Source organism: Teichococcus globiformis, assembly GCF_042646265.1.
Classification (GTDB): domain Bacteria; phylum Pseudomonadota; class Alphaproteobacteria; order Acetobacterales; family Acetobacteraceae; genus Pseudoroseomonas; species Pseudoroseomonas globiformis.
The window spans coordinates 92,963-115,355 of the sequence record NZ_JBHRTN010000018.1 but is presented as its reverse complement, the minus strand read 5'-3'; the positions used below and the strand labels follow the sequence as shown (position 1 = coordinate 115,355).

The window sequence follows — 22,393 nt, the reverse complement described above, 5'->3', positions numbered from 1 at the left end:
CCCGTCGCCCCAACTTGCCGTTCCACCCTCCACCCCGTTCGCACCCGAGGAGAAAGGGCCATCGTGACCCGCCGCGAAGCTCTGCTTGCCACCCTTTCCCTGACAGCCCTCACCGTCACGGACGGGCCGATCCGGGCTGCGGTCCCCGGCGGCCGGAATGGCGGCCAGAACAGTGGCGGCCTGCCCGGCCCTACGCCCTTCGACGGCAACACGGTGCGCGAGATCGCCCGCGCCATCGCCCAGGAACCCTACAAGGCTCCGCCCGAGGATCTGCCGCGGGAAATCGCCGACCTCAGCTACGATCAGTACCGCGACATCCGATTCAATGTGGATCGTTCCTTCTGGCGGCCGCAGAAGCTGCCCTTCGAGATGCAGCTCTTCCATCGCGGCTTTCTCTACAAGCCGAAGATCGACATCTACGACGTGGCCGCAGGGCAGGCGAACCCGGTGCTGTACGACCCCGCCTTGTTCAGCTTCCAGAATTTGCAGCGCCCGGAACCGGGCAATCTCGGCTTTGCCGGTTTCCGCCTGCACGCGCCGCTGAACCGTCCGGATTACTATGACGAGGTCTGCTCCTTTCTCGGCGCCTCATACTTCCGGGCCGTGGCGAAGTCGCAGATCTATGGCCTTTCGGCGCGTGGCCTCGCTATCGGCACCGGGGATCAGAAGGGGGAGGAATTCCCGTTGTTCCGCGCCTTCTGGGTGGAGCGCCCGCGGGAAGGCGTGAATGCCGCGCAGGTGCATGCGCTGCTCGACAGCCCGTCCTGTTCCGCGGCGTTCCGCTTCGCCATCCGCCCGGGCGAATCCACCATCTTCGACGTGGAAACCAGCATCTTTCCGAGGCAGGACATGGCCACGGCCGGGATCGCGCCGCTGACCTCCATGTTCTGGTTCTCGCCGCTGAATGCGACGGGGCGCGACGAATGGCGCCCGGCGGTGCATGACTCGGATGGGTTGCTGATGGCAACGGGCCGGGGAGAGCGCATCTGGCGCCCGCTGAACAACCCGCGTGACCTGCAGATCTCCTATTTCGGCGATGTCAATCCGCGCGGCTTCGGGTTGATGCAGCGGCGCCGCGACTTCGCCTCCTACGAGGATCTGGAGGCCCGCTACGAAAGGCGTCCAAGCCTGTGGATCGAGCCGATCGGCGACTGGGGCGAGGGCGTTGTGCAACTGGTGGAGATCCCCACCCAGGGCGAGATCCACGACAACATCGTGGCCTTCTGGCGCCCCAAGGCGCCGCTGCGGGCCAAGGCGGAGTACCGCTTCACCTACCGGATGCACTGGTGCGACGAGGCGCCAAAGGTTCCGCAGCTCGGGCGCATCACCATGGCGCGGTCGGGAGCCAACTTCCAAAGGGATGGACGCCAGGTCGTCCTGGAAGTGACCGGCGGCGCGCTCGAGAGCCTGCCCGAGGACGCGAAGCCGGAACTTTCCGTCAGCACGGATCGCGGTCAGATCCGCAATCCGGTGGTGCATCGCAATCGTGAATCCGGAGGTTGGCGCATCAGCTTCGAGCTGCATCCGGGTAATGAACGCGTGGCCGAATTGCGGGTCGATCTGAAGCACAACGAACGCCCCGTCGCAGAGACGATGCTGTACCGATGGACCGCGTGACGCCGGAAGGCTGTTGGCGGGCATTGCCGCCCGAGCATGAACTTTCGATGCCGGTGCAGTCGCTGCGTGCCAGGGCTGCCCGGCGGGAAGGCGGCATGCCCTCGCGGCCGGGCGGCTTGTGGCTGCGGCGCCTGCTGGTGATCGGGCTGGCCCTGGCGCTGACCGCCTATGGCGCGCGGGAAATGTGGCTGGTGCTGGGCAGCGGGCAGCCGACGCCGCTGCAGGCCTTTGTGCTGATCCTGTTCGTGGTGCTTTTCGCCTGGATCGCCCTGTCTTTCACCAGCGCCTGCTGCGGCTTCATCCGCCTCTTGCTGGGGCCGGACCGGCGCCTGGGCATCCAGCCCGACGGGCCGCCGCCTATGCCGGGTGTGCGAACGGCGCTGCTGATGCCGACCTATAACGAGGATCCGTCGCGTGTCATGGCGGGGCTGCAGGCGATCCATGAATCGCTGGCCGAGGCCGGCGCGCTGCATCGCTTCGACATCTTCATCCTCAGCGACAGCACCGAGCCCGCTGCCTGGATCGCCGAGGAAGCGGCCTTTCTCGCCCTGCGCGAGCGGACAGGCGACCACGAGCGCATCTTCTACCGTCGTCGCCCCAAGAACACCGAGCGCAAAGCGGGCAATATCGCGGACTGGGTGCGACGCTGGGGCGGTGCCTATCCGCAGATGCTGGTTCTCGACGCCGACAGTGTCATGGAGGCCGATACCATCCTGCGCCTTGCCGACGCCATGGAGCGTCATCCGGATGTGGGATTGATCCAGACCCTTCCCATCATCGCGGGCGGCAACACGCTGTTTGCACGGATGCAGCAATTCGCCGGACGGGTCTATGGTCCGCTGATTGCCGAGGGCATCGCGTGGTGGCACGGTTCGGAAGGCAATTACTGGGGCCACAATGCCATCATCCGCACACGGGCCTTTGCCGACGCGGCAGGCTTGCCGGAACTGGCGGGACGCAAGCCCTTTGGCGGCCACATCCTGAGCCACGACTTCGTGGAAGCCGCGCTGCTGCGTCGCGCCGGCTGGGCGGTGCACATGGTCCCCTGGCTGCGCGGCACCTATGAGGAAAGCCCGCCCTCGCTGATGGACCTTGCCATCCGCGACCGGCGCTGGTGTCAGGGCAATCTGCAGCATGCGGCCGTGCTGCCGGCACGCGGGCTGCACTGGGTCAGCCGCATGCACCTGCTGACCGGCATCGGTTCCTATATCACTGCGCCGGTCTGGCTGCTGTTCCTGTTCTGCGGCGTGCTGCTGGCCATCCAGGCGCGCTTCATCCGCCCGGAATACTTCCCTGCCGGGCCAACACTGTTTCCCCAATGGCCGGTGGTCGATCCGGTGCGCGCCATGTGGGTGTTCATCGGCACCATGGCGCTGCTGCTGCTGCCCAAGCTGATGGCCTGGGTTGCCCTGCTGTTCCACGGCCGGGACCGGCGCGGCAGCGGCGGCGCCATCCGGGCCTTCCTGTCCATGCTGGTGGAAACCGTTGTTGCCGGATTGCTGGCGCCCGTGACGATGCTGACGCAATCGGTGGATGTGCTTTCCATCCTGATGGGCCGCGATTCCGGCTGGAACGCGCAAAAGCGTGATGACGGTTCGCTGCCCTTCGGCCAGGTGGCGCGGCTGTACTGGAAGCATACCGTGTTCGGCCTAGCCTTTGGCGCGGCAGCCTGGCTCGTTTCGCCCTACTTGGCGTTGTGGATGTCGCCGGTGGTGCTGGGGCTGGCACTGGCCATTCCGCTGGCCGCCTGGACGGCCCGGCGCTCGGTGGGCGTGGGGCTGCGCCGGCTGGGTCTGCTTCTGACGCCGGAAGAGCATGACACGCCGAAGGTGCTGCGCCGCGCCCGCGCCTTGCAGCGCGAGTTGCTGGAGGCGCAGGAGGCTGTTTCTCCTGGGCCTGGTCGCCTGTTCCGCGAATCCGGCCTGCTGGAGGCACATCGCCGTATGCTCCCGGCACCACGGCGCCCACGCCTTGACCCTTTCGATCCGGCCTTGCTGATCGGCCTGGCCAAGGTGGACGAGGCAGAGGATCTGGACAGCGCGCTGCGCGGCCTCAGCCGTGCGGAGACGGCCGCGGTGCTGGCCGATGCACGAGGCGTGGCACGGCTGGAGGAGTTGGCCGCGCGCGGATGAACGCGCCGATCCGGCTCCATCCGGTGCCTGTTTCAGGGCGCGGTGACCGGGCCGCTTCGCCGCCCCTGGTCGCCAATGCCAGCAAAAGGATCGGCGGCAGGCCGATAACCACCAGCGCCAAGGCCGCCACCGCGCCTTCCTCATAGGTGCCGCGTGCGGCCTCGGCATACAGGGCAGTGGCAAGGGTTTCCACGTTCAACGGCCGCAGCATCAGCGTTGCCGGAAGCTCCTTCATGGCGTCCAGCAGCATCAGCAGCGCCGTGCCCGCCATGGCCGGCAGCAGCAGCGGCAGATGCACGCGTCGCAACAGCCATCCGTCATGCGCGCCCATCGCCCGGGCCGACCAGTCCGTTTCCCGCCGGATACGGGCATAGGCGGCGTCCAAACCACCGGCGGGCACGGCCAGGAAGCGGATCACATAGGCGGCCACAACCGCCGCCACACTGCCCGAAAGCAGGGGCGGAGCCCAACGCCCAAGCAGCCCTGCCAGGGCATCAAGCTGCCCCAGAGCCACGATCAGTCCCACTGCCGCCACTCCGCCCGGCAGGGCATAACCCATCATCCCGAGCCTCAGCAGCGTGCCACCCAGGCGGCGGCGGGAACCGTCGAGCCGTGCCGCGAAAGCCAGGGCGAGCGCCATGGGCATGGCGCAGGCGCAGGCAAGACCCGCCAGCATGGCGCTGTTGCCGGCCCAGCGCCAAAGGTCCGGCGGCAGGCCGAACTCCACCACCCGCACCGAGGCCGCCCAGCAAAGGTAGGCCAGCGGCACGCCGCAGCCCAGCATCACGGGCAGGGCGCAGCCAAGGGTTGCGGCCCATCCGGCCAGGGGCGGCAGAGGCCGCAACTCCGGCCGGCCGGGCGTCGCTGTTTCGCGCCCGCCATGCCGTCGTCCCCAGCGTTCCATCCACAGCACCACGGCAACCAAAGCCAGAAGCAGCAGCGCGATCTGCGCCGCCCCTTCCAGCGATGAACGGGTGATCCAGGTGACATAGACCGAGACGGTCAGGGTTCGAAGGCCCAGGAATTCACTGGCGCCAACATCGTTCAGCGCCTCCATCAGGGCCAGCGCGGTGCCGACCGCGATGGCCGGCCGGGCCAACGGCAGGCCGATGCGGCGGAACAGCCGCCAGCCGCCCGCCCCCGCGGCGCGGCCAGCGCGCAGCATCTCCATGCCCTGCGTCAGGAAGGCGATGCGGGCCGTCATGTACACATAGGGGTAGAGCACCAGCCCCATCACCAGAATGCAGCCCCAGGCCGAGCGGATCTCGGGCAGGGGGATGGCGCGGGGATCGGTGAGGCCGAGCATGCGGCGGAGGCCCGTCTGCACCGGTCCGGCAGGGTGCAGGACGTCGAGCCAGGCATAGGCCGCGACATAGGTAGGCAATGCCAGCGGCAACACCAGCGCCACACACAGCAGCCGTCGGCCCGGGAAGCGGTAATTGCTGGTGAGCCAGGCCGTACCCGTGCCCACCAGCACCACGAACAGTCCGACGCCGCCCAGAAGCACCAGCGTCTCGGTCAGCGCCTGGGGCAAGACAAAGCGGAGCAGATGAGGCCATAGATCGCCCGAGCCATGTGCCGCCACCGCCACCAGGGCGAACAGCGGCAACAGCACGGGCACGGCCGACAATCCAGCGAGAAGGCGTGGGATCATGGCCCGTCTTGCGGAGGGGAGGGCAGCATGGGCCTCAGGTCAACGATCGAACCCGACCTCGTCCACGATGCGGCTGGCCTGGGCCCGCCGTGCGGCAATCTCGGTCAAGGAAACGCTGTCCACCTTCAGGGGGCCGAAGCCCGCAACGAGCGGGTTCAGCGGAGCATCCGGGCGGACGGGGTTCTCGAAATTGGCTTCGGCATAGACGCCTTGAGCCTCAGGTGACACCAGGAACTCCAGAAACCGCACTGCCTCGGCCCTGTTCGGCGCATGGCGCGCCACCACGGCGCCGGACACGTTCACCGCCGCGCCATCCCGCGGCAGAACCACGCGGATCGCCTGGCCCCAGCCGCGCTGCTCATCCCCGCCCCGGCCCGAGAGCATCAGCCCGACATAGTAGGTGTTGGCGAGGCCGATGTCGCAAAGCCCCGCCATGATGTCGCGCGCCACCTCGCGGTCGCCGCCCGCGGCGCGGCGGGCGAGGTTGCCCTTCACCGCGGTCAGGTAGTCTCGCAGCCACGGCTCTCCGTGCTTCACCATGAGCCCGGAAAAGAAGGCGGTGTTGTAGGGGTGCTGGCCTGAGCGGATGCAGACCTTTCCTTTGAAGCGCGGATCGGCAAGGTCCTCGTAGCGCAGCTTCGCCGCATCGGCCTCGCTGACGCGCTCGCGCGAGACGTAAAGGGCGCGGGCACGTGCGGACAGGGCGAACCAGCGACCATCCGCGTCGCGCAGGCCCGGCGGAATGGCTTCCTCCAGCACGGGGGAGCGCACCGGCTGGGACAGGTTGCGGTCCACCAGCTCCATCAGGTTGCCGATGTCGACCACCATGGCGATGTCGGCAGGCGAGCGCTCACCTTCCGAAGCCAGGCGCTCGGCCAGCCCACCCTGCACGAAGACCGTGTTGACCCGCGTGCCGGTCTCCTGGGTGAAGCGTTCCAGCAGTGGCCGGATCAGGCCCGGCTCCCGCGTGGTGTAAAGGTTGAGCTCGGCCGCCGACGCGGCAGCCGGAAGGGCGAGGGCCAGCGCGAGGGCGCCGAGAAGGCGACGAACAGGCATGGATTGTTCCGGATCAGGGAGGGCTCATGGAGGAGCGTTAATGAGTTTCACTCGCAGGTCAAGCCACCGCGTCGGCGGTTTCAGGTGCCCAGCGCCGCGTCCAGGCGATCCACCACCTGCTGCAGCCGCCGGTTCAGCGCCGTGAGTTCCTCCTCGGAAAGGCCGGAACGCTGCTGCATGGTTTCGCCCAGGCACGAGCAGCGGCGCAGCAGCGCCTTTCCGGAATCGGTCAGCCAGACATGCACTTGCCGTTCATTCTCGGGCCCGCGCCGCCGCTGCACCAGCGAGGCCTGCTCCATCCGCCGCGCCAGAGGGGTGATGGTGCTGGATTCCAGCGCCAGTCTCTGGGCGATGGCGCCGATCGAGAGGCCGTCCGCTTCCTCCAGTGCGCTGAGCACAAGGTATTGCGGATAGGTGATCCCCAGGGCGTCCAGCATTGGCTTGTAGGTTCGGGTCATGGCCATGCTGGCGCGATACAGGGTGAAGCAGAATTGCTGGCTCAGGCTGCCCTTGGGCGGAGCAGGCAGAGCGGCGCGGGAGGCAGGCATTAATCGTTCTTCCAGGGCATTCGGGCCGAACCCGGCGGCGCGCAATCTTATTGCGATAAGTAATATGGTAATAATTTTCCCTGGACAACGGGCGTAAGATCTCTGCAAGATAAAAATTATCGCGATAATGATTCATGCGGCAGGATGGGTGGCTGAGTGTTGCCCTCCTGATCCTGGATCCGGAAAGGACAGCGCATCATGAGCAGCGGCACCTTCACCACCGAAGACGGCACCGAGATTTTCTTCAAGGATTGGGGCCCGCGCGACGCGCAGGCAATCGTGTTCCACCATGGCTGGCCGCTCAGCGCGGATGACTGGGATGCCCAGATGCTGTTCTTTCTGCACCAGGGGTTCCGGGTCATCGCGCATGACCGGCGCGGCCATGGCCGGTCCAGCCAGACCGAAACAGGCAACGAGATGAACACCTACGCCGCCGACGTCGCCGCCATGGCGCGGCATCTGCGGCTGCGTGGCGCGATCCATGTGGGGCATTCCACCGGCGGCGGCGAGGTCGCGCGCTATGTCGCGCGGCACGGCGCCGAGGCCGCTGTGCGCAAGGCCGTGCTGATCGGCGCCGTGCCGCCGATCATGGTAAGGACACCGGCCAATCCGGGTGGACTGCCGTTGGAAGTGTTTGACGGCTTCCGCGCCGCGCTCGCCGCCAATCGCGCGCAGTTCTTCCGTGAGGTTCCTGAGGGACCCTTCTACGGCTTCAACCGACCCGGGGCGAAGGTGTCGCAGGGTGTGGTCGACAATTGGTGGCGCCAGGGCATGATGGGCGGCACTGTGGCGCATTACGAGTGCATCAAGGCCTTCTCCGAAACCGACTTCACCGAGGACCTGAAGGCGATCGACGTGCCCGTGCTGCTGATGCACGGCGAGGACGACCAGATCGTGCCTATCGATGACTCCGCCCGCATCGGCATCACCTTGCTAAAGCATGGAACGCTGAAGACCTATCCTGGTCTGCCGCACGGGATGGCGACCACTCATGCCGATAAGATCAACGCCGACCTGTTGGCGTTCTTCCGCGGCTGACGCCCTCGACAGCCGCTCCTCCCGGACGCAATTTGACGGCTCGTTTTCTGGCTTCCGGGGGGAACCCATGCAGAACACCGATGAAATCTGGCGTCTGGTCGATGAGCGCAAGGACGCCTTCATCGCGCTCAGCGACCGCGTCTGGGAGATGCCGGAACTGGCTTATGCCGAGTTCCGCTCCGCCGCCGAGCACAAGGCGGCACTTGAAGCTCATGGATTTCGCATCACCGAGAAACTGGCCGGAATTCCGACGGCGCTGATGGGCGAGGCGGGCGAGGAAGGGCCGGTAATCGCCATTCTGGGCGAATACGACGCGCTTCCCGGGCTTTCCCAGGCGGCCGGCGTGGCCGAGCGCCGACCATTGCCGGGCGATGGCGCCGGTCACGGCTGCGGCCACAACCTTCTGGGCGCCGGCGCCATGCTGGCCGCCACAGCCGTGAAGGACTACCTGGAAAAGAACGGCATCAAGGGCCGCGTGCGCTATTACGGCTGCCCGGCCGAGGAAGGCGGCGCCGCCAAGGCCTTCATGGTGCGCGAGGGGGCCTTCAAGGACGTGGACATCGCCATCTCGTGGCACCCGGCGCCCTTCGCCGCGGTGAACGAGCCGAACTCCCTTGCCAACACGCGCATCGACTTTTCCTTCACCGGCCGCGCCAGCCATGCCGCGGCGGCGCCGCACCTGGGGCGCTCGGCGCTGGATGCCGTGGAACTGATGAATGTCGGCGTGAACTACATGCGCGAGCACATGCCGTCCGAGGCGCGCATCCACTACGCCTATCTCGATGCCGGCGGCATCGCGCCCAACGTCGTGCAGGGCTCGGCCAAAGTGCGCTACCTGATCCGCGCCTCCGATCTGCCGATGCTGACCGGGCTGGTGGCGCGGGTGCGCAAGATTGCCGATGGCGCGGCGCTGATGACGGAAACCACTGTTTCCACCCAGGTCGTATCGGCAGTGTCGAACCTGCTCGGCAACTCGCCGTTGGAGCGGGCGATGCAGAACAACATCGAGCGCCTCGGGCCGCCGCCCTTCGACGACGCGGACCGCGCCCTGGCCGCCGAGTTCCAGAAGACGCTGTCCGACGAGGACATCGCCTCCGCCTTCCGCCGCATGGGCGTGCCGGTGCGAAAGGGCGTGCCGCTGGCCGATGAGGTGATCCCGCTGGAGGCAAAGGGCGTCGCCATGGTCGGCTCCACCGATGTTGGGGACGTGTCCTGGGTGGTGCCTACAGTGCAGGCACGCGGCGCGACCTATGCCATCGGTACGCCGGGTCATTCCTGGCAGCTGACGGCCCAGGGGCAATCGCCCCTGGCGCATAAGGGCATGGTGCATGCCGCCAAGATCATGGCTGGCGTTGCGGTGGATGCCTTGTCTGATCCGGCGCTGATCCAGCAAGCCAGGGCCGACTTGAAGCAGCGGACGGATGCCGTGCCCTATGTCTGCCCTCTGCCGGACGACCTGACCCCGCCGATCAAGATGGCTTCCGTCTAGCGTCTTCGAGCGCTCCCGCTCACGGCTTCGCGATGAACGCCATTGCGGAGCCGACACGGGAACGTTACAACCCTTGAGCGATTGCTAACGGCAATCCTTCAACGGGAAAATCCCGTCCAAACTTGGCGGGATGCCCATGCCCGCCATCATGGCGGAGTTTCCCGACGTGTCTGCGATCCTGAACTATTCGGTGCCCGACGATTGGGGTGCCGGCTTCATCGGGCATCTGGAGCTGGTCGGCGGGGCCGGCGGCCTGAATGGCTGGACCATTCGCTTCGACGCTGGGTTCCAGATCACCAACATCTGGGGCGCCGAGATCGTCAGCCATGTCGGCACGGTTTACGTGTTGCGGAACCTCACTTGGAACGCCGTGGTGCCCGAAGGCGGACGCATCGGCCTGGGGTTCCAGGGCAGCGGCAGCAGCACCGCCGGAGGGTTCGTGGTGGGCGATGCCAATGCCGTGCCGCAGCCTCAGCCGGAACCGGAGCCTGAACCTAAGCCGGAACCCCAGCCTCAGCCGCCAGCTCCCGCTTCGCCCGTGCTCAGCCTTGGCCCTGCCAGCATCGCGGAAGGCAATGCGGGCACGGCCGTCCTTGAATTCGTCGTGACGCTGGACCGGCCCGCGACGGTGCCGGTGAGCGTGGCCTACGCCACCGCCGACGGCACCGCCCGGGCGGGCGAGGACTATCTGGCGGTGAGCGGCGTGCTGATCTTTGCGCCGGGGGAGACGAGCCGTGCCGTGACGGTGCCGATCCTGGGCGACAGGCAGGCAGAAGCGGACGAGACCTTCACCCTGTTGCTGGCCAATCCCGTCGGCGCGACGCTTGGTGGCGGCGGACTGGCCATCGGCACCATCCTGGAGGACGACACCATCCCTGGCGGCAACGGGCCGGAACCGGCGCCGCAGCCGGTGATCTCCGTGCGGGACGCCGAGGCGGTGGAGGGCACCCCTGCCGGCGGTGGCGCCGCCGCGGGCTTCTTCAGCACCCATGGCAACCAGATCGTCGATGCCGCCGGGAACCCGGTGAAGATCGCCGGCGTCAACTGGTTCGGCCTCGAAAGCGGCAATTTTGCCCCGCACGGCCTCTGGGTGCGCGGGTACAAGGAGATGATGGACCAGATGAAGGCGGAAGGCTTCAACACCATCCGCCTGCCCTTTTCCTCCGAGCTGCTGCACACCTCCACCGCACCCAACGGCATCGATTTCGGCAAGAACCCGGATCTGCAGGGGCTGCCAGGCCTCGGCATCATGGACCGGATTGTCGACTACGCGGGTGAGATCGGCCTGCGCATCATCCTCGACCATCATCGCGACAGCGCGGGCGCCGGCGCCTCCGGCAACGGCCTCTGGTACGGCGACGGCTACACGGAGGCGCAATGGGTTGCCGACTGGCAGATGCTGGCCGGCCGCTATGCGGGCAACGCCACGGTGATCGGCGCCGACCTGCACAACGAGCCTTATGGCGGCAGCTGGGGCGACGGATCGGCCACCGACTGGGCCGCCGCCGCCGAGCGCGCCGGCAATGCCGCGCTTGCGGCCAATCCGGACTGGCTGATCTTTGTGGAGGGGATCGGCAACTATGACGGTCAGGGCTACTGGTGGGGCGGCAACCTGATGGGCGTTCGCGACCGTCCGGTGGAGCTCGATATTCCCGGCCGGCTGGTCTACTCGGCGCATGACTATCCCAATTCGATCTATGGCCAAAACTGGTTCAGCGGATCGGGTTGGGAAGCCGGGCTGGCTGCCAAGTTCGATGAGATGTGGGGCTACATCTATCGCGAAGGCATCGCCCCGGTTTTCCTGGGCGAGTTCGGCAGCAAGCTGCAGGACCCCAAGGACCTGGTGTGGCTGCAAAAGATCACCGCCTATCTGGCGGGCGATTTCGACGCCGACGGCACGCGCGACATTCCGGCCGGCGAGGAGGGTATCAGCTGGACCTGGTGGTCCTGGAATCCCAATTCCGGCGACACGGGCGGCATCCTCGCCGATGATTGGATGACGGTGATCCCGGCCAAGACCGCTTGGCTTGACCCCTTGATGTTTGATCTGGGCATGCCGGGCGAGGGCGGCACCGGAAGTGACGCCAATCTGCTGCACTTCGCGGTCAGCCTGTCTTTCGCGGCGCAGCACGATGTATGGGTGGATTACGTCACCGTCGCCGGCACCGCCGATGCCCAGGATTTCACGCCCGTCAGCGGAACGCTGCATTTCGCACCGGGCGAAACCAGCAAACAGGTTGCCGTCGCCCTGACACCGGATGCGCGGGTCGAGGGTGATGAGATCTTCACCCTGCAACTGTTGAACGTGCGGGGCGCGGAGTCCGGCCAGATGGTCGGCACCGGCACCATCCGAGACGACGACGCTCCGCCCGCACCGCCGGTTGAACCTCCCCCGCAGCCTCCGGCCGGGCAGGGCGGGCTGGACGGCAGCTTCAGCCTGACGGATGCGTGGGCGAGCGGCTTTCAGGGTCTGGTGGAGCTGGTCAACCGCGGTCCCGCCGATCTCAGCGGCTGGACGGTTCGGTTGAACACCATGGCCGAGATCACTCAGATCTGGAATGCCGAGATCGTCGCCAGCGACATGGAGGGCTATCTGATCCGCAACGCCGCCTGGAACGGCAGCCTTTCCGACGATCAAGAAGTCAGCTTCGGCTTCCTCGGTGTCGGGCCGATGGCGGTGGATCTGGTCTTCGTTTGACGGATTTCTGACCCTGCCCGCACGCAGGCGCGCCCTAGAGCAGGCGCGCCTCGAAGGGCGGGCGCAGGTCGGGGGTGTCGAACTCCAGCACCCATAAATCCGGGTCCCGGTCAACCTGCCGCTGCACATAGGCATCGGCCTCGGCTTCCGGCACAGGGGCCGGACCGGTGCCGCGCATCCAGGCCAGGTTGCCGTCGGGATCACGGGTTTGGGTCAGCACGGTGCACCCATCGCGCCCCCGCAGCAGGCAGAGAATGCCGCCGGCATCATCGTCGCCTCGCCGCAGGACCATGCCCGGACGGCCGGAGAGATCGGCCATGCGCAGCGCCATCCGCGTCCATAGCCCGGCTTTCAGCTTCGGTTCCATCACCGCAAGGTGACGCCGGCAGTGGAGGATGCAAGCGGCAAAAAGCGCTTGCGGGCGGCGCGCCGGCGCGGCATCCACCCGCGTCGGCACGGGGCCGATGCGGGGACCAGAAAGCATGTCGGTGAAGGAGCAGGTGCGGCTGAGCGAAGGCCAGCGCGCCTACGAGGCGAAGCGGGCGGCGAAAGCCGGGGTCAGCCTCGACAAGTGGCTGTCAATGAAGGCGCAGGACCGCGAGAAGCTGGTCGCGGCCACCGCCAAGTCGGCCGAGCCGGCCAAGAAGCCCGGCTTCTTCGCGCGGCTGATGGAGCGGGCGCAGCGCCCGCTCTGATCCTGGCCTCAGTCGCTGCCGCCGGTTGTCATGCGCCGGAGCGTGTTGTCGCGGCGGGCCAGGTGGTGCCACAGCGCCGCCGCGACGTGCAGCGCCACCAGAAGGCCCAGCATCAGCGCGATCCAGCCATGGAGATCGGTCAGCAAAGGCGCCAGCGCCTCGTCCTTGCCGATCAGCATGGGAAGGGGCATCAGGCCAACCAGGACCAATGGGAAACCCCAGGCATTGCTGGACAGCAATCCCACCACCGGTTGCACCAGCAGCAGGATGTAGAGGCCGGCATGGTTCAGATGCGCCGCCAGCCGCATCGCCCGGGGCAAAGGCGGAATGATCGGCGGAGGCGGGTGCCCCGCACGCCATGCCAGACGGAACAGGGTCAGCAGGCCCAGGCAGAACCCCAGGCTTTCATGCGTCGTGTAGAGGCGCATCTTGAGCGCTTCATCCGCCGGGGCGGCGTAGCCGAGCCACAGTCCCAGCGCCGCGATAACCAGCAGCGCCGGCACCGTCAGCCAGTGCAGCCAGCGAGCAGTGGCCGTGTAGCGCATGGCATCGTTTCCCCCTGCTGACCTGGAGCCGATGCTGGCCGCCCACGCGGATTGGAGCATCGACCCCCGCAAACGTTGGGTGAGCCGCGCCTGGCGCAAGAACGGGAAATGGCATGCGGCGGCGCCGCTCCCCGTTGGCGATCCCGCGGCACTGCTGGCGGCACTGGCGGCGGACGGGGCAGCGCTGGGCGCCCCGGCGGTGCTCGGCCTGGATCTGCCGCTCGGCCTGCCGCGCGGCTTTGCGGCCGGGCGGGGGGAACGGGATTTCCCCGCTTTTTTGCGCGGGCTGCAGCAGGATGCGGCTTTCTTCGAGGTCAGTGCCGGGCTGGACACCGTTTCGCCGGAGCGCCCCTTTTATCCCACGCGCGGCCTGCGCGGCATGACACGGGCAGCGCATGCTGCGGCGCTCGGTCTTACCGGTCCGGCGGCGCTGAACCGGTGGTGCGACCTGGCAACGGCGGAGCGTCCTGCCGGGGCACCGCTGTTCTGGACCCTGGGCGCCAACCAGACCGGGAAGGCGGCAATCTCCGCTTGGCGAGGCTGGCTCTGTTCGGCCCTGCGCAGCTCGGCACCGCCGCGCCTCTGGCCTTTCGACGGGAGCCTGCGTGATCTTCTGGCGCCCGGTCGCGTGGTGCTCGCCGAAACCTACCCCGCCGAGGCCATGCGGCACCTGGGTGTGGTGCTGGGTGGCAGCAAGAGGTCGTCCGAGGCGAGGCGAAGGGCAGGCCCTTTCATCACTCTGGCCATGGCCAGGCTGGGCGCCGTGGCGGAACCCGCCCTGGCGGCAGCGATCGAGAGTGGCTTTGGCGCCGACGCCGCGGCGGAGGACCGTTTCGACAGCGTCCTTGGCCTGCTCTGCGTGATCGGCGTGCTGGAAGGCGCGCGGCCGGATTTCATTCCGGCCGACCCGTGGGTGCGGCGCTGGGAAGGCTGGGTGCTCGGGCAGACTGCCTTGCCCCCTGCCGCGATTCAGCCGGGCTGAAAGAGCCCTGCCGCCACGGCGGCCTGCGTCGCCAGCCCCACTGAAAGGTCCAGCGTCGGGGTTTCCACCCCGGCCAGTCGGGCCAGCGCCAAGGGCGTACGAAAAAGCGCCTCCACCTCCATTGGCCGCCCCAGTTCCAGATCCTGAAGAATGGAGGGCTTGTGCTTGATCTTCGCCGAGCCTTCCAGTCGCTTCTCCAGGTCGAATTCGAAGCCCTGACCCAGCGCCGCGGCGATCGCCATGCTTTCCCCCATGGCCCGGCGCACCGCTGCCCGCACGGCCGGGTCGGCGAGCGTGCCCGACATGCCCTGGCGCGAAAGGATGGTGAAGGGTCCCTGCGACAGGTTACCCATCAGCTTCATCCAGATCTCGCGCCGGATCTGCGCGGTGACCTCGCCGGAGATGCCGCCCTTGCCCAGGAAGGCAGCGATGGCCTGGGCGCGGGGACTGTCGCTGCCCTCGATCTCGCCCAGGATCACGCGGTTGTTCGCGTGCTCCACCAGCACATGGCCTGGCTCGGTGACGGTGCAGGCGGAATACACCACGCCTCCAAGGGTCCGTTCCACGCCGACCGCCTTCCGAACGGCATTACCCGGATCGATGGACGGCAGGCGGCGACCATCCAACGACCCGCCATGCCGGTCGAAATACCACCAGGGGATGCCGTTCATCACAAAGGCCACGGTGGTGTCGGGGCCAAGCAAAGGCTGGATCGCCTCGGCCGCCTGCGGCAGGGCGGGCGCCTTCACCGTGACGATGACCGCGTCCTGGCGGCCGATCTCGGCTGCCGTGCCGGCGCGGGGCCGAACCGTGTGGGTTCCGTCGGGCGCGCGGATAGTCAGGCCGCGCTCGCGAATGGCGTCCAGCTGCGCGCCGCGGGCGACGACGCTGGTGTCCGCCCCGCCCAGCGCCAGCCGTGTCGCCACATGGCCCCCGATCGCGCCGGCACCGAACACACAGATCTTCATGGGCAATCTCCTTCGAATCCCCGGCGCTGAGCAGGAACGGGGCAGTGCGGTCAGCGCCGCCCCGAGAGCAGGTCCAGCGCGATGCGTGACAATGCCTCCACGCCCAGAACCATGCACCCCTCATCCGGCTGGTAGAAGGCGTTGTGCACCCGGTCCTGCCGACCGGGCTGGGAGGAGCCGATGCGCAGCTGGAAGGCCGGCACCCGTTCGGCAAATGCGGCGAAATCCTCCGACCCCATGGACGGCTCGCCCTCCGCGACCCTCGCGGCGCCGAACTGGTCGCGCATGGCGGCCACCGCCGGCTCCAGCACCCGGTCGTCATTGCGCAGAGCAGAGATCATGCGTCGGTAGGTGAGGGTGGCTGAAACCCGCATTCCGGTCTCGATGCCGGCGATCAGGCGCCGTAGCGCGGCCTCGGCAATGTCGCGCGCCGGTGCGTGCAGCGTGCGCACCGTGCCCTTCAGCACCACCCGCTCAGGGATGATGTTATGCACCGTGCCGCCGGTGCTCTGCCCGATCGTCACCACGGCCGGCATGAGGGGCGGCACTTCGCGGCTCACCACCGTCTGTGCCTGGGTCACGAAATGCGCCGCGGCCACGATGGGGTCCACGGCGTCGTAGGGATGGGCGGCATGCCCCGACTTGCCGCGCAGCTCCAGGTCGAACAGATCGGACGCAGCCAGCACTGCGCCGCGGGCGAAGCCGAAGCTGCCCACTGGCATGTCGGGATGATTGTGGAAGCCCAGCGCCATGTCGATGCCTTCGGCGGCGCCATCGGCAATCATGGCGGCGGCACCCTGCAAGGTTTCCTCAGCTGGCTGGAACACGAGAACGACGCGTCCTGCGAGCTGCGGCGCCATGCCCTTCAGCACGGAGCCGACGCCGAGCAAAGTGGCGGTGTGAATGTCATGACCGCAGGCATGCATCTGGCCCGCAATGGTGCTGGCGAAGGGCAGCCCGGTTTCCTCCTGGATCGGCAGCGCGTCCATGTCGGCGCGGATGGCCAGTGTCGGGCCGGGCAATCCGCCCTGGATGACGCCCAGCACGCCGGTGCCGCCGATGCCGGTACGGTGCGGAATACCCAGCCGCCCGAGTTCGTTCGCTACGATGCCGGCGGTACGCACCTCCTCGAAGGCCAGTTCCGGATGGGCGTGGATGTCGCGCCGGACTTCCTGCAGCCAGGGCGCGAGCCGCGCCGCCTCGGCGCGCAGCCGCGCGACGGGATCGTTGATCGAAGATTCGTTCGGCATCGTTTCCGTGATCCCAATTCGAGCGTGAGATGCGTCTCTCATGTTACAACATTTCGTAGAGTGTAAATGAACTCTTCTTAATGTTAGCCTCGTTACTTGCCGCAACCGGGAAGCCTGCCATAGGGTCCCGGAGATTGCGTCGGAGGGGGAGGGGCGAAGTTGCGGGCCGGTGCGGTTGCACCGGCAAAAGGCGTGGAAAGATCTGGAATCGTATGATCCACGCCGCGGCCCCGCGCCGCGACCGGGCCAACTCCCATCCAAACAGCGAACCTCCCCCTCGGCACAGATGGGGAGGGCTGACCGGACAAGCGCCCTGCCAGTCGGCGGGGTGGCATCCGACACAATAAGCAAAGGGCGCGTGTCTGCCGCGCGCGGGGTTCCAAGAAAGGATCGGCATTGAGGATCAACGCGAAAGACTTCTGGTCGGCAATCTTGCTGCTGACCCTGGCGGGCGTCGGCCTGTGGCTGAATCTCGACCACACACTGGGCTCCGCCCGGCGCATGGGCCCGGGCTACATGCCCATGATGGTCTTCATGCTGCAATTCGGCCTGGGCCTGATCGTGCTCGGCATTGCCTTCTTCAGCGGCGCAGACCCGCTGGAGAAGTGGACAGGCGTGGATCTCGTCACGCTTTTCGTGGGCATCGGCGTGACGCTCGGCCTTTACCCGCTGATCGCCTCCATCCCTGCGCTGTCCGGCAACTGGTACCCCCTCGGCATCGCGCTGATGGTCGGGTTTGGCGTCATGGCGATCAGCCCGGGCTGGCGCAAGCTCGCGCTGGTGCTGATGGGCATGGTGGTGTTCGGCATCCTGCTGGACCGGGGCGGCCTGATGCTGGCGCTGGCGGCGATGATCGTGGTCTCGGCGCTGGCCGAACCGGCGCACCGCCCGCTGGGCGTGCTCGGCTGCATCGTGTTTCTGTTGGTGCTGTGCTGGTGGGTGTTCATCTATGAGCTGGACATCCGCGTCAACGTCTGGCCAGTGTTCTGAGGGCGGAAGACGATGGATCTTTTCTCCAATCTGGCGTTCGGCTTCGGCGTTGCGCTGAGCCTCGACAACCTTCTCTTTGCCCTTCTCGGCGCCTTCATCGGCACGGCGATCGGCGTGCTGCCGGGTATCGGACCGGTGGCAACCATCTCGCTGCTGCTGCCGATCACCTTCGGTCAGCCAGCAACCACCGCCATCATCATGCTCGCCGGCATCTATTACGGCGCGCAGTATGGCGGCTCCACCACGGCCATCCTGCTAAACCTGCCCGGTGAGGTTTCCTCCGTCGTCACGACGCTGGAAGGCTACAAGATGGCGCGCAACGGCCGTGCGGGCGCGGCGCTGACCATCGCGGCGGTCGGCTCCTTCTTCGCCGGCTCGGTGGCCACCATCCTGGTTGCAGCCTCCGGCCCGCTGCTGACTGAGGTGGCGCTGTCATTTGGCCCTGCCGACTACTTCTCGCTGATGTTGCTGGGACTGATCATCTCGGCAGTGTTGGCGCAGGGCTCGGTGGTCAAGTCGGTCGGCATGGTGGTCTTCGGCGTGGCCCTCGGCCTGGTCGGCACCGACGTGCAGACCGGGCAGCAGCGCTTCACCTTCGGCGTGCCGGAGTTGTCGGATGGCTTGAACTTCGCCGCCATCGCCATGGGCGTCTTCGGCATCGCCGAGATCATCCTGAACCTGGAGCGCCCTGAAGTCCGTGATGTGCTGACCACCAAGGTGGGGCGCCTGTTCCTCACCCGGGAAGAGTTCAAGCGCGCGGTGCCATCTGTGCTTCGCGGCACCATCGTGGGCTCGGCGCTGGGCATCCTGCCCGGCGGTGGCGCCTCGCTCGCTTCCTTCGGCTCCTATATGATGGAGCGGAAGATGTCGAAGGGGCGGCACGAGTTCGGCCAGGGCGCGATCGAAGGCGTTGCCGGGCCGGAAGCGGCCAACAATGCCGCCGCCCAAACCTCCTTCATCCCGCTGCTGACGCTGGGCATCCCGTCCAATGCCGTCATGGCGCTGATGGTGGGCGCGCTGATCATTCAGGGCATCCAGCCCGGCCCCCGCATGGTGGAGGCTCAGCCGGAACTGTTCTGGGGCCTGATCTGTTCGATGTGGGTCGGTAATCTGATGCTGCTCGTCATCAACCTCCCCATGATCGGGATGTGGGTGAAGCTGCTGCAGGTGCCCTACAAGTTCATGTACCCGGCGATCCTCGCCTTCTGCGCGATCGGTGTCTACTCCATCAACAACAACGTCTTTGACGTTTACCAGACGGTGTTCTTCGCCATCCTCGGTTATGCTTTTGCCAAGCTGAAGATGGAGCCGGCGCCGTTGCTGGTGGGCTTCGTGCTGGGTCCGATGATGGAAGAGCATCTGCGGCGCGCCATGCTGCTGTCCCGTGGCGATCCGATCGTCTTCCTGGAGCGTCCGATCTCGGCAGTTCTGTTGACGATCTCCGCCCTGGCGCTTGGCATGATGCTGCTGCCTGGCCTGCGCAAGAAGAAGGAAGCCGCCATGGCGGGCTGAACCCCCGCATTGGCTGTTGATCTTGACCTCGCAATAATGTGATACAACCGGGCGGTGTGCCGCCCGGCCTGGGCCACACTCGAAGCCAAGCCGGGTTCTACCCGGTTTGGCTTCCTGTTTTTTGCAGTGCAGCGTATGCTGAAATAGGTTTCAAGGAGTGGGCCGATGAGCGGAACCGACCAGCATCCTATCCTTCCGGTCGTGTTGTGCGGGGGGACGGGAAGCCGTCTCTGGCCATTGTCGCGCGAAGGTTTTCCCAAGCAGTTCTGGCCCCTGCTGTCCCAGAACAGCATGCTTCAGGATACTGTTGCGCGTGCGCAGGGCCCCGGCTTCAGCAGCCCGATGGTGATCTGCAACGAGGCGCACCGCTTTCTGGTGGCTGAGCAACTGCATGCCAACGGAATGCAGGACGCCAAGATCGTGCTGGAGCCGGTGGCCCGCAACAGTGCACCGGCGATCGCTGCCGCAGCTGTCTTGGCGCACGAAGCCGATCCCGACGCCGTGCTGTGGCTGATGGCTGCCGATGCCGCCATCACCGACACCGCGGCGTTGAACGCGGCGCTGGCGCGTGCCGCCGCCGCAGCGCGTGCAGGCCGCATCGTGGCCTTCGGCATGAAGCCGACCTCGCCTGAAACCGGCTATGGCTATATCGAGGCCGGCGCGCCGCTGGCCGGGCTTGAGGGCGTTGCCGCCATTCAGAGCTTTGTGGAGAAGCCGGACCTCGCCACCGCGCGGACCTACCTGGAGGGCGGTCGGCACCTTTGGAATTCAGGCATGTTCGTCGCCACCGCCGCGACGCTGCTCGCCGAGCTGGAGCGGCTGGCACCGGAGGTCCTTTCCACCGTTCGCGCGGCCGTTGCCGGCGCCACGCGCGACCTCGATTTCGTTCGCCTCGACCCGGTGATCTTCGCCGGCGCACCGGATATCTCCATCGACTACGCCGTGATGGAGAAGACGGGCCAGGCCGCCGTCGTGCCCGCCTCGCTCGGCTGGTCGGATGTGGGGTCCTGGGCCTCGTTGTGGGAAGTCTCGCCCAAGGATGCGGGTGGCAACGTCACCCAGGGCAAGGTCGAGCTGTACGACGCCCGCAACTGCTATGTCCGCTCCGAGGGCATGCTGACGGGCGTGGTCGGGCTGCGTGACGCGGTTGTGGTTGTCACCGACGATGCCGTGCTCGCCATGCACCGCGACCGCTCGCAGGATGTGAAGAAGCTGCTGGAGCAGCTCAAGGCGAATGGTCACAAGGAAGCGACCGAGCACCGCCGCATGTACCGTCCCTGGGGCCATTATGAAGGGCTGATCCAAGGTAGCCGCTTCCAGGTGAAGAAGATCTCGGTGAAGCCGGGCGCCAAGTTGTCCCTGCAGAAGCATTTCCACCGCGCGGAGCACTGGGTGGTGGTGAATGGCACGGCGATCGTGGAGCGCGACGACGAGCGCATCATGCTGCGCGAGAACGAGTCCATCTACCTGCCGCTCGGCTGTGTTCACCGGATGGAAAATCCGGGCAAGATCCCGCTGACGCTGATCGAGGTGCAGGTCGGCTCCTATCTTGGCGAGGATGACATCGTCCGTTTCGAGGACACCTACGGTCGCACGTGAGGACAGCGTGGGCGGGGCTGTCGAGGTTGTGACGCTCCGGCGCGCTTCCGGCCGGTTTCCTTCCCTTTCCGGAATGCTATGCCGCCCCCTCCATCCTGGAGGGGGCGGCTTTGTCATGAAGAGAACGATCCTGGGTGCGGCACTGGCCGTGCCGCTGCTGCTCTGCGCCGGTCCGCTCCGGGCCGACGACATCTCCGAAGGGCTGGAGCGCGCCCGCGAGCTCTATGAAAAGGGCGACATCGCCGGCGCGGTGACGGAAGTGAACTTCGCCCTCAATGGCCTGCACCAGAAGCGGGCCGCCGCCTATGCCGCGCTGTTTCCGGCAGCGCCACAGGGCTGGACCCTGGGCGAGGCCGATGATGCCGCCGGCAATGCCCTGGCCGCCCAGATGCTGGGTGGCGGCGTGATGGTGGAACGGGAATACACAAAGGGCGACGAGCAGGTCATCAAGGCTACGGTGATCGTCGATAGCCCGCTGATCCAGGCGCTGGGCGCCATGGCCAGCAATCCTGCCATGATGGGGGCAGGGGCGCGCCGCATCCGCATCGGCAACGACAACGCCATCCTGCAGCGTGAATCCGGCAGCGAGGATGCGGAGATGACGCTGGTCCGCGGCAACGTCGCCGTGAAGCTGGAAGCCACCGGGGTCAAGGACAACGACACGCTGACCGCGCTGATCAAGAGGTTCGACCTGGCCAGGCTGTCGAACCTCAGCGGCCGGTAGGACGCTTCGTGGGCCGGGAAAGCGCCATGGCTCTGACCTCCTCCGGGCTATGGCCGGCTTCCCGCAAGGCCAGCAGCGTCGGCGCCTTGTCGCGCTTCGATAGCCGACGGCCATCCGCGTCCAGCAGCAGGGAGTGGTGGCTGTAGCACGGGGTCGGCCAGCCCATTAGCGCCTGTATCAGGCGGTGCAGGTCGGTGGCGGGGCGAAGATCCTCCGCCCGGGTCACCAGCGTCACCCCTTGCAATGCGTCATCATGGGTGACGCACAGATGGTAGGAGGCCGGGATGTCCTTGCGCGCCAGGACGGCATCGCCGAAGCGTGCCGGATCGCAGCGGATGCGGCGCGGTCCTCCATCCCCGAGTTCCACAAAGCATAGCGGCCCCACGGCCCGACGCAGTGCCGCCGCCATGTCCAACCGCAAGGCGTAAGGCTCGCCGCCAGCGATGCGTGCCGCCCGTTCCGCGAGGGGGAGGCTCCGGCAGGTTCCAGGATAAAGCAGGCCATCCGGGCCATGCGGCGCATGGCCGATGGCGGCGATCTCCCTTGCGATGTCCGCACGGGTGCAGAAGCAGGGATAAAGCAGCCCCATCGCTTGCAGGCGGTCGAGCGCGGCGCGGTATTCCTGCAAATGCGCCGACTGCACCCGTGCCGTGCCTTCCCAGTCCAGGCCGAGCCAGTCGAGGTCCTGAAGGATTGCGTCCGTGTATTCGGGGCGGCAGCGGACGGGATCGATATCCTCGATGCGAAGCAGGAAACGCCCGCTCGCCGCACGCGCGCTGCGCCAGCCCAGCAGGGCGCTGTAGGCATGGCCCAGATGCAACCTGCCGGTCGGGCTGGGGGCGAAGCGGGTGACGACGGTGCGGGAACCGGGGCTTGCGGGCATGTCGCTTCGCGCG

General features: G+C 67.1%; 19 protein-coding genes. 11 read left to right on the top strand and 8 right to left on the bottom strand.

What is annotated here, in order from left to right; all coding sequences use genetic code 11:
- Positions 1–63 precede the first annotated feature (63 nt).
- Positions 64–1,617, top strand: coding sequence for a glucan biosynthesis protein (locus tag ACFOD4_RS14745; protein ID WP_379597582.1), 1,554 nt, complete (start codon positions 64–66; stop codon positions 1,615–1,617).
- Positions 1,605–3,749, top strand: coding sequence for a glucans biosynthesis glucosyltransferase MdoH (mdoH, locus tag ACFOD4_RS14740; RefSeq protein WP_379597580.1), 2,145 nt, complete (start codon positions 1,605–1,607; stop codon positions 3,747–3,749). Before ACFOD4_RS14745 ends, mdoH begins: the two co-directional genes overlap by 13 nt.
- On the opposite strand, the gene ACFOD4_RS14735 is transcribed toward mdoH, so the two are convergent.
- The 3 genes from ACFOD4_RS14735 to ACFOD4_RS14725 all read right to left on the bottom strand — a co-directional run bounded on the left by ACFOD4_RS14735 (position 3,670) and on the right by ACFOD4_RS14725 (position 7,007).
- A complete protein-coding gene (locus ACFOD4_RS14735) occupies positions 3,670–5,403 on the bottom strand; it encodes an ABC transporter permease (protein ID WP_379597578.1) in 1,734 nt (577 codons plus the stop codon). The genes mdoH and ACFOD4_RS14735 overlap by 80 nt on opposite strands.
- Before the next feature lie 39 nt (positions 5,404–5,442).
- Positions 5,443–6,459 (bottom strand): extracellular solute-binding protein, encoded by a 1,017-nt coding sequence (locus ACFOD4_RS14730; RefSeq protein ID WP_379597576.1) that lies wholly within the window; start codon positions 6,457–6,459, stop codon positions 5,443–5,445.
- An 80-nt stretch (positions 6,460–6,539) separates the two neighbouring features.
- The gene (locus ACFOD4_RS14725; protein WP_379597574.1) at positions 6,540–7,007 is read right to left on the bottom strand and encodes a MarR family winged helix-turn-helix transcriptional regulator; all 468 of its coding nucleotides are present in this window, start codon (positions 7,005–7,007) and stop codon (positions 6,540–6,542) included.
- Positions 7,008–7,205: 198 nt separating this feature from the next.
- Here ACFOD4_RS14725 and ACFOD4_RS14720 point away from each other — a divergent pair, with 198 nt between their 5' ends.
- The 3 genes from ACFOD4_RS14720 to ACFOD4_RS14710 all read left to right on the top strand — a co-directional run bounded on the left by ACFOD4_RS14720 (position 7,206) and on the right by ACFOD4_RS14710 (position 12,232).
- Complete coding sequence (locus ACFOD4_RS14720; RefSeq protein ID WP_379597573.1) at positions 7,206–8,045, top strand: alpha/beta fold hydrolase; 840 nt, start codon at positions 7,206–7,208, stop codon at positions 8,043–8,045.
- Between the two features lie 67 nt (positions 8,046–8,112).
- Entirely contained in the window at positions 8,113–9,534 is a 1,422-nt protein-coding gene (locus ACFOD4_RS14715; RefSeq protein WP_379597571.1) for a M20 family metallopeptidase, read from the top strand.
- Positions 9,535–9,670: 136 nt separating this feature from the next.
- Positions 9,671–12,232 (top strand): cellulase family glycosylhydrolase, encoded by a 2,562-nt coding sequence (locus ACFOD4_RS14710; RefSeq protein WP_379597569.1) that lies wholly within the window; start codon positions 9,671–9,673, stop codon positions 12,230–12,232.
- A gap of 34 nt (positions 12,233–12,266) precedes the next feature.
- On the opposite strand, the gene ACFOD4_RS14705 is transcribed toward ACFOD4_RS14710, so the two are convergent.
- On the bottom strand, positions 12,267–12,599 hold the full coding sequence (locus ACFOD4_RS14705) for a DUF1491 family protein (RefSeq protein WP_379598864.1): 333 nt from the start codon (positions 12,597–12,599) through the stop codon (positions 12,267–12,269).
- A gap of 115 nt (positions 12,600–12,714) precedes the next feature.
- Between ACFOD4_RS14705 and ACFOD4_RS14700 the strand changes: the two genes are divergently transcribed.
- Positions 12,715–12,927 carry a hypothetical protein gene (locus ACFOD4_RS14700; protein ID WP_379597567.1) on the top strand — a complete coding sequence of 71 codons (213 nt, stop codon included), beginning with the start codon at positions 12,715–12,717 and terminating at the stop codon, positions 12,925–12,927.
- A gap of 8 nt (positions 12,928–12,935) precedes the next feature.
- Here ACFOD4_RS14700 and ACFOD4_RS14695 read toward each other — a convergent pair whose 3' ends face one another.
- Positions 12,936–13,472 (bottom strand): cytochrome b, encoded by a 537-nt coding sequence (locus tag ACFOD4_RS14695; protein ID WP_379597565.1) that lies wholly within the window; start codon positions 13,470–13,472, stop codon positions 12,936–12,938.
- Between ACFOD4_RS14695 and ACFOD4_RS14690 the strand changes: the two genes are divergently transcribed.
- Positions 13,471–14,454, top strand: coding sequence for a hypothetical protein (locus ACFOD4_RS14690; protein WP_379597563.1), 984 nt, complete (start codon positions 13,471–13,473; stop codon positions 14,452–14,454). The genes ACFOD4_RS14695 and ACFOD4_RS14690 overlap by 2 nt on opposite strands.
- On the opposite strand, the gene ACFOD4_RS14685 is transcribed toward ACFOD4_RS14690, so the two are convergent.
- Complete coding sequence (locus ACFOD4_RS14685; protein WP_379597561.1) at positions 14,442–15,422, bottom strand: ketopantoate reductase family protein; 981 nt, start codon at positions 15,420–15,422, stop codon at positions 14,442–14,444. The two genes, ACFOD4_RS14690 and ACFOD4_RS14685, sit on opposite strands and share 13 nt — an antisense overlap.
- Before the next feature lie 50 nt (positions 15,423–15,472).
- The gene (locus tag ACFOD4_RS14680) at positions 15,473–16,672 is read right to left on the bottom strand and encodes a M20 metallopeptidase family protein (protein ID WP_379597559.1); all 1,200 of its coding nucleotides are present in this window, start codon (positions 16,670–16,672) and stop codon (positions 15,473–15,475) included.
- Positions 16,673–17,068: 396 nt separating this feature from the next.
- On the opposite strand from ACFOD4_RS14680, the gene ACFOD4_RS14675 reads away from it, so the two are divergent.
- From ACFOD4_RS14675 to ACFOD4_RS14660, 4 genes are all read left to right on the top strand, one after another.
- On the top strand, positions 17,069–17,662 hold the full coding sequence (locus ACFOD4_RS14675) for a hypothetical protein (RefSeq protein ID WP_379597557.1): 594 nt from the start codon (positions 17,069–17,071) through the stop codon (positions 17,660–17,662).
- Positions 17,663–17,674: 12 nt separating this feature from the next.
- A complete protein-coding gene (locus tag ACFOD4_RS14670; protein WP_379597555.1) occupies positions 17,675–19,174 on the top strand; it encodes a tripartite tricarboxylate transporter permease in 1,500 nt (499 codons plus the stop codon).
- A gap of 165 nt (positions 19,175–19,339) precedes the next feature.
- Positions 19,340–20,773, top strand: coding sequence for a mannose-1-phosphate guanylyltransferase/mannose-6-phosphate isomerase (locus ACFOD4_RS14665; RefSeq protein WP_379597553.1), 1,434 nt, complete (start codon positions 19,340–19,342; stop codon positions 20,771–20,773).
- A gap of 115 nt (positions 20,774–20,888) precedes the next feature.
- Positions 20,889–21,497, top strand: coding sequence for a hypothetical protein (locus ACFOD4_RS14660; RefSeq protein ID WP_379597551.1), 609 nt, complete (start codon positions 20,889–20,891; stop codon positions 21,495–21,497).
- On the opposite strand, the gene gluQRS is transcribed toward ACFOD4_RS14660, so the two are convergent.
- Positions 21,484–22,380 carry a tRNA glutamyl-Q(34) synthetase GluQRS gene (gene gluQRS, locus ACFOD4_RS14655; protein ID WP_379598862.1) on the bottom strand — a complete coding sequence of 299 codons (897 nt, stop codon included), beginning with the start codon at positions 22,378–22,380 and terminating at the stop codon, positions 21,484–21,486. The genes ACFOD4_RS14660 and gluQRS overlap by 14 nt on opposite strands.
- Positions 22,381–22,393: the final 13 nt, after the last annotated feature.

What these genes read in the sequence shown, in the direction of transcription:
- ACFOD4_RS14720 (WP_379597573.1), top strand. Translation starts at nt 7,206, where the DNA reads ATGAGCAGCGGCACCTTCACCACCGAAGACGGCACCGAGATTTTCTTC.
- ACFOD4_RS14695 (WP_379597565.1), bottom strand. Translation starts at nt 13,472, where the DNA reads ATGCGCTACACGGCCACTGCTCGCTGGCTGCACTGGCTGACGGTGCCG.
- ACFOD4_RS14690 (WP_379597563.1), top strand. Translation starts at nt 13,471, where the DNA reads ATGGCATCGTTTCCCCCTGCTGACCTGGAGCCGATGCTGGCCGCCCAC.
- ACFOD4_RS14660 (WP_379597551.1), top strand. Translation starts at nt 20,889, where the DNA reads ATGAAGAGAACGATCCTGGGTGCGGCACTGGCCGTGCCGCTGCTGCTC.
- ACFOD4_RS14725 (WP_379597574.1), bottom strand. Translation starts at nt 7,007, where the DNA reads ATGCCTGCCTCCCGCGCCGCTCTGCCTGCTCCGCCCAAGGGCAGCCTG.
- mdoH (WP_379597580.1), top strand. Translation starts at nt 1,605, where the DNA reads ATGGACCGCGTGACGCCGGAAGGCTGTTGGCGGGCATTGCCGCCCGAG.
- ACFOD4_RS14715 (WP_379597571.1), top strand. Translation starts at nt 8,113, where the DNA reads ATGCAGAACACCGATGAAATCTGGCGTCTGGTCGATGAGCGCAAGGAC.
- ACFOD4_RS14735 (WP_379597578.1), bottom strand. Translation starts at nt 5,403, where the DNA reads ATGATCCCACGCCTTCTCGCTGGATTGTCGGCCGTGCCCGTGCTGTTG.
- ACFOD4_RS14730 (WP_379597576.1), bottom strand. Translation starts at nt 6,459, where the DNA reads ATGCCTGTTCGTCGCCTTCTCGGCGCCCTCGCGCTGGCCCTCGCCCTT.
- ACFOD4_RS14710 (WP_379597569.1), top strand. Translation starts at nt 9,671, where the DNA reads ATGCCCGCCATCATGGCGGAGTTTCCCGACGTGTCTGCGATCCTGAAC.
- ACFOD4_RS14665 (WP_379597553.1), top strand. Translation starts at nt 19,340, where the DNA reads ATGAGCGGAACCGACCAGCATCCTATCCTTCCGGTCGTGTTGTGCGGG.
- ACFOD4_RS14700 (WP_379597567.1), top strand. Translation starts at nt 12,715, where the DNA reads ATGTCGGTGAAGGAGCAGGTGCGGCTGAGCGAAGGCCAGCGCGCCTAC.
- gluQRS (WP_379598862.1), bottom strand. Translation starts at nt 22,380, where the DNA reads ATGCCCGCAAGCCCCGGTTCCCGCACCGTCGTCACCCGCTTCGCCCCC.
- ACFOD4_RS14685 (WP_379597561.1), bottom strand. Translation starts at nt 15,422, where the DNA reads ATGAAGATCTGTGTGTTCGGTGCCGGCGCGATCGGGGGCCATGTGGCG.
- ACFOD4_RS14705 (WP_379598864.1), bottom strand. Translation starts at nt 12,599, where the DNA reads ATGGAACCGAAGCTGAAAGCCGGGCTATGGACGCGGATGGCGCTGCGC.
- ACFOD4_RS14680 (WP_379597559.1), bottom strand. Translation starts at nt 16,672, where the DNA reads ATGCCGAACGAATCTTCGATCAACGATCCCGTCGCGCGGCTGCGCGCC.
- ACFOD4_RS14670 (WP_379597555.1), top strand. Translation starts at nt 17,675, where the DNA reads ATGGATCTTTTCTCCAATCTGGCGTTCGGCTTCGGCGTTGCGCTGAGC.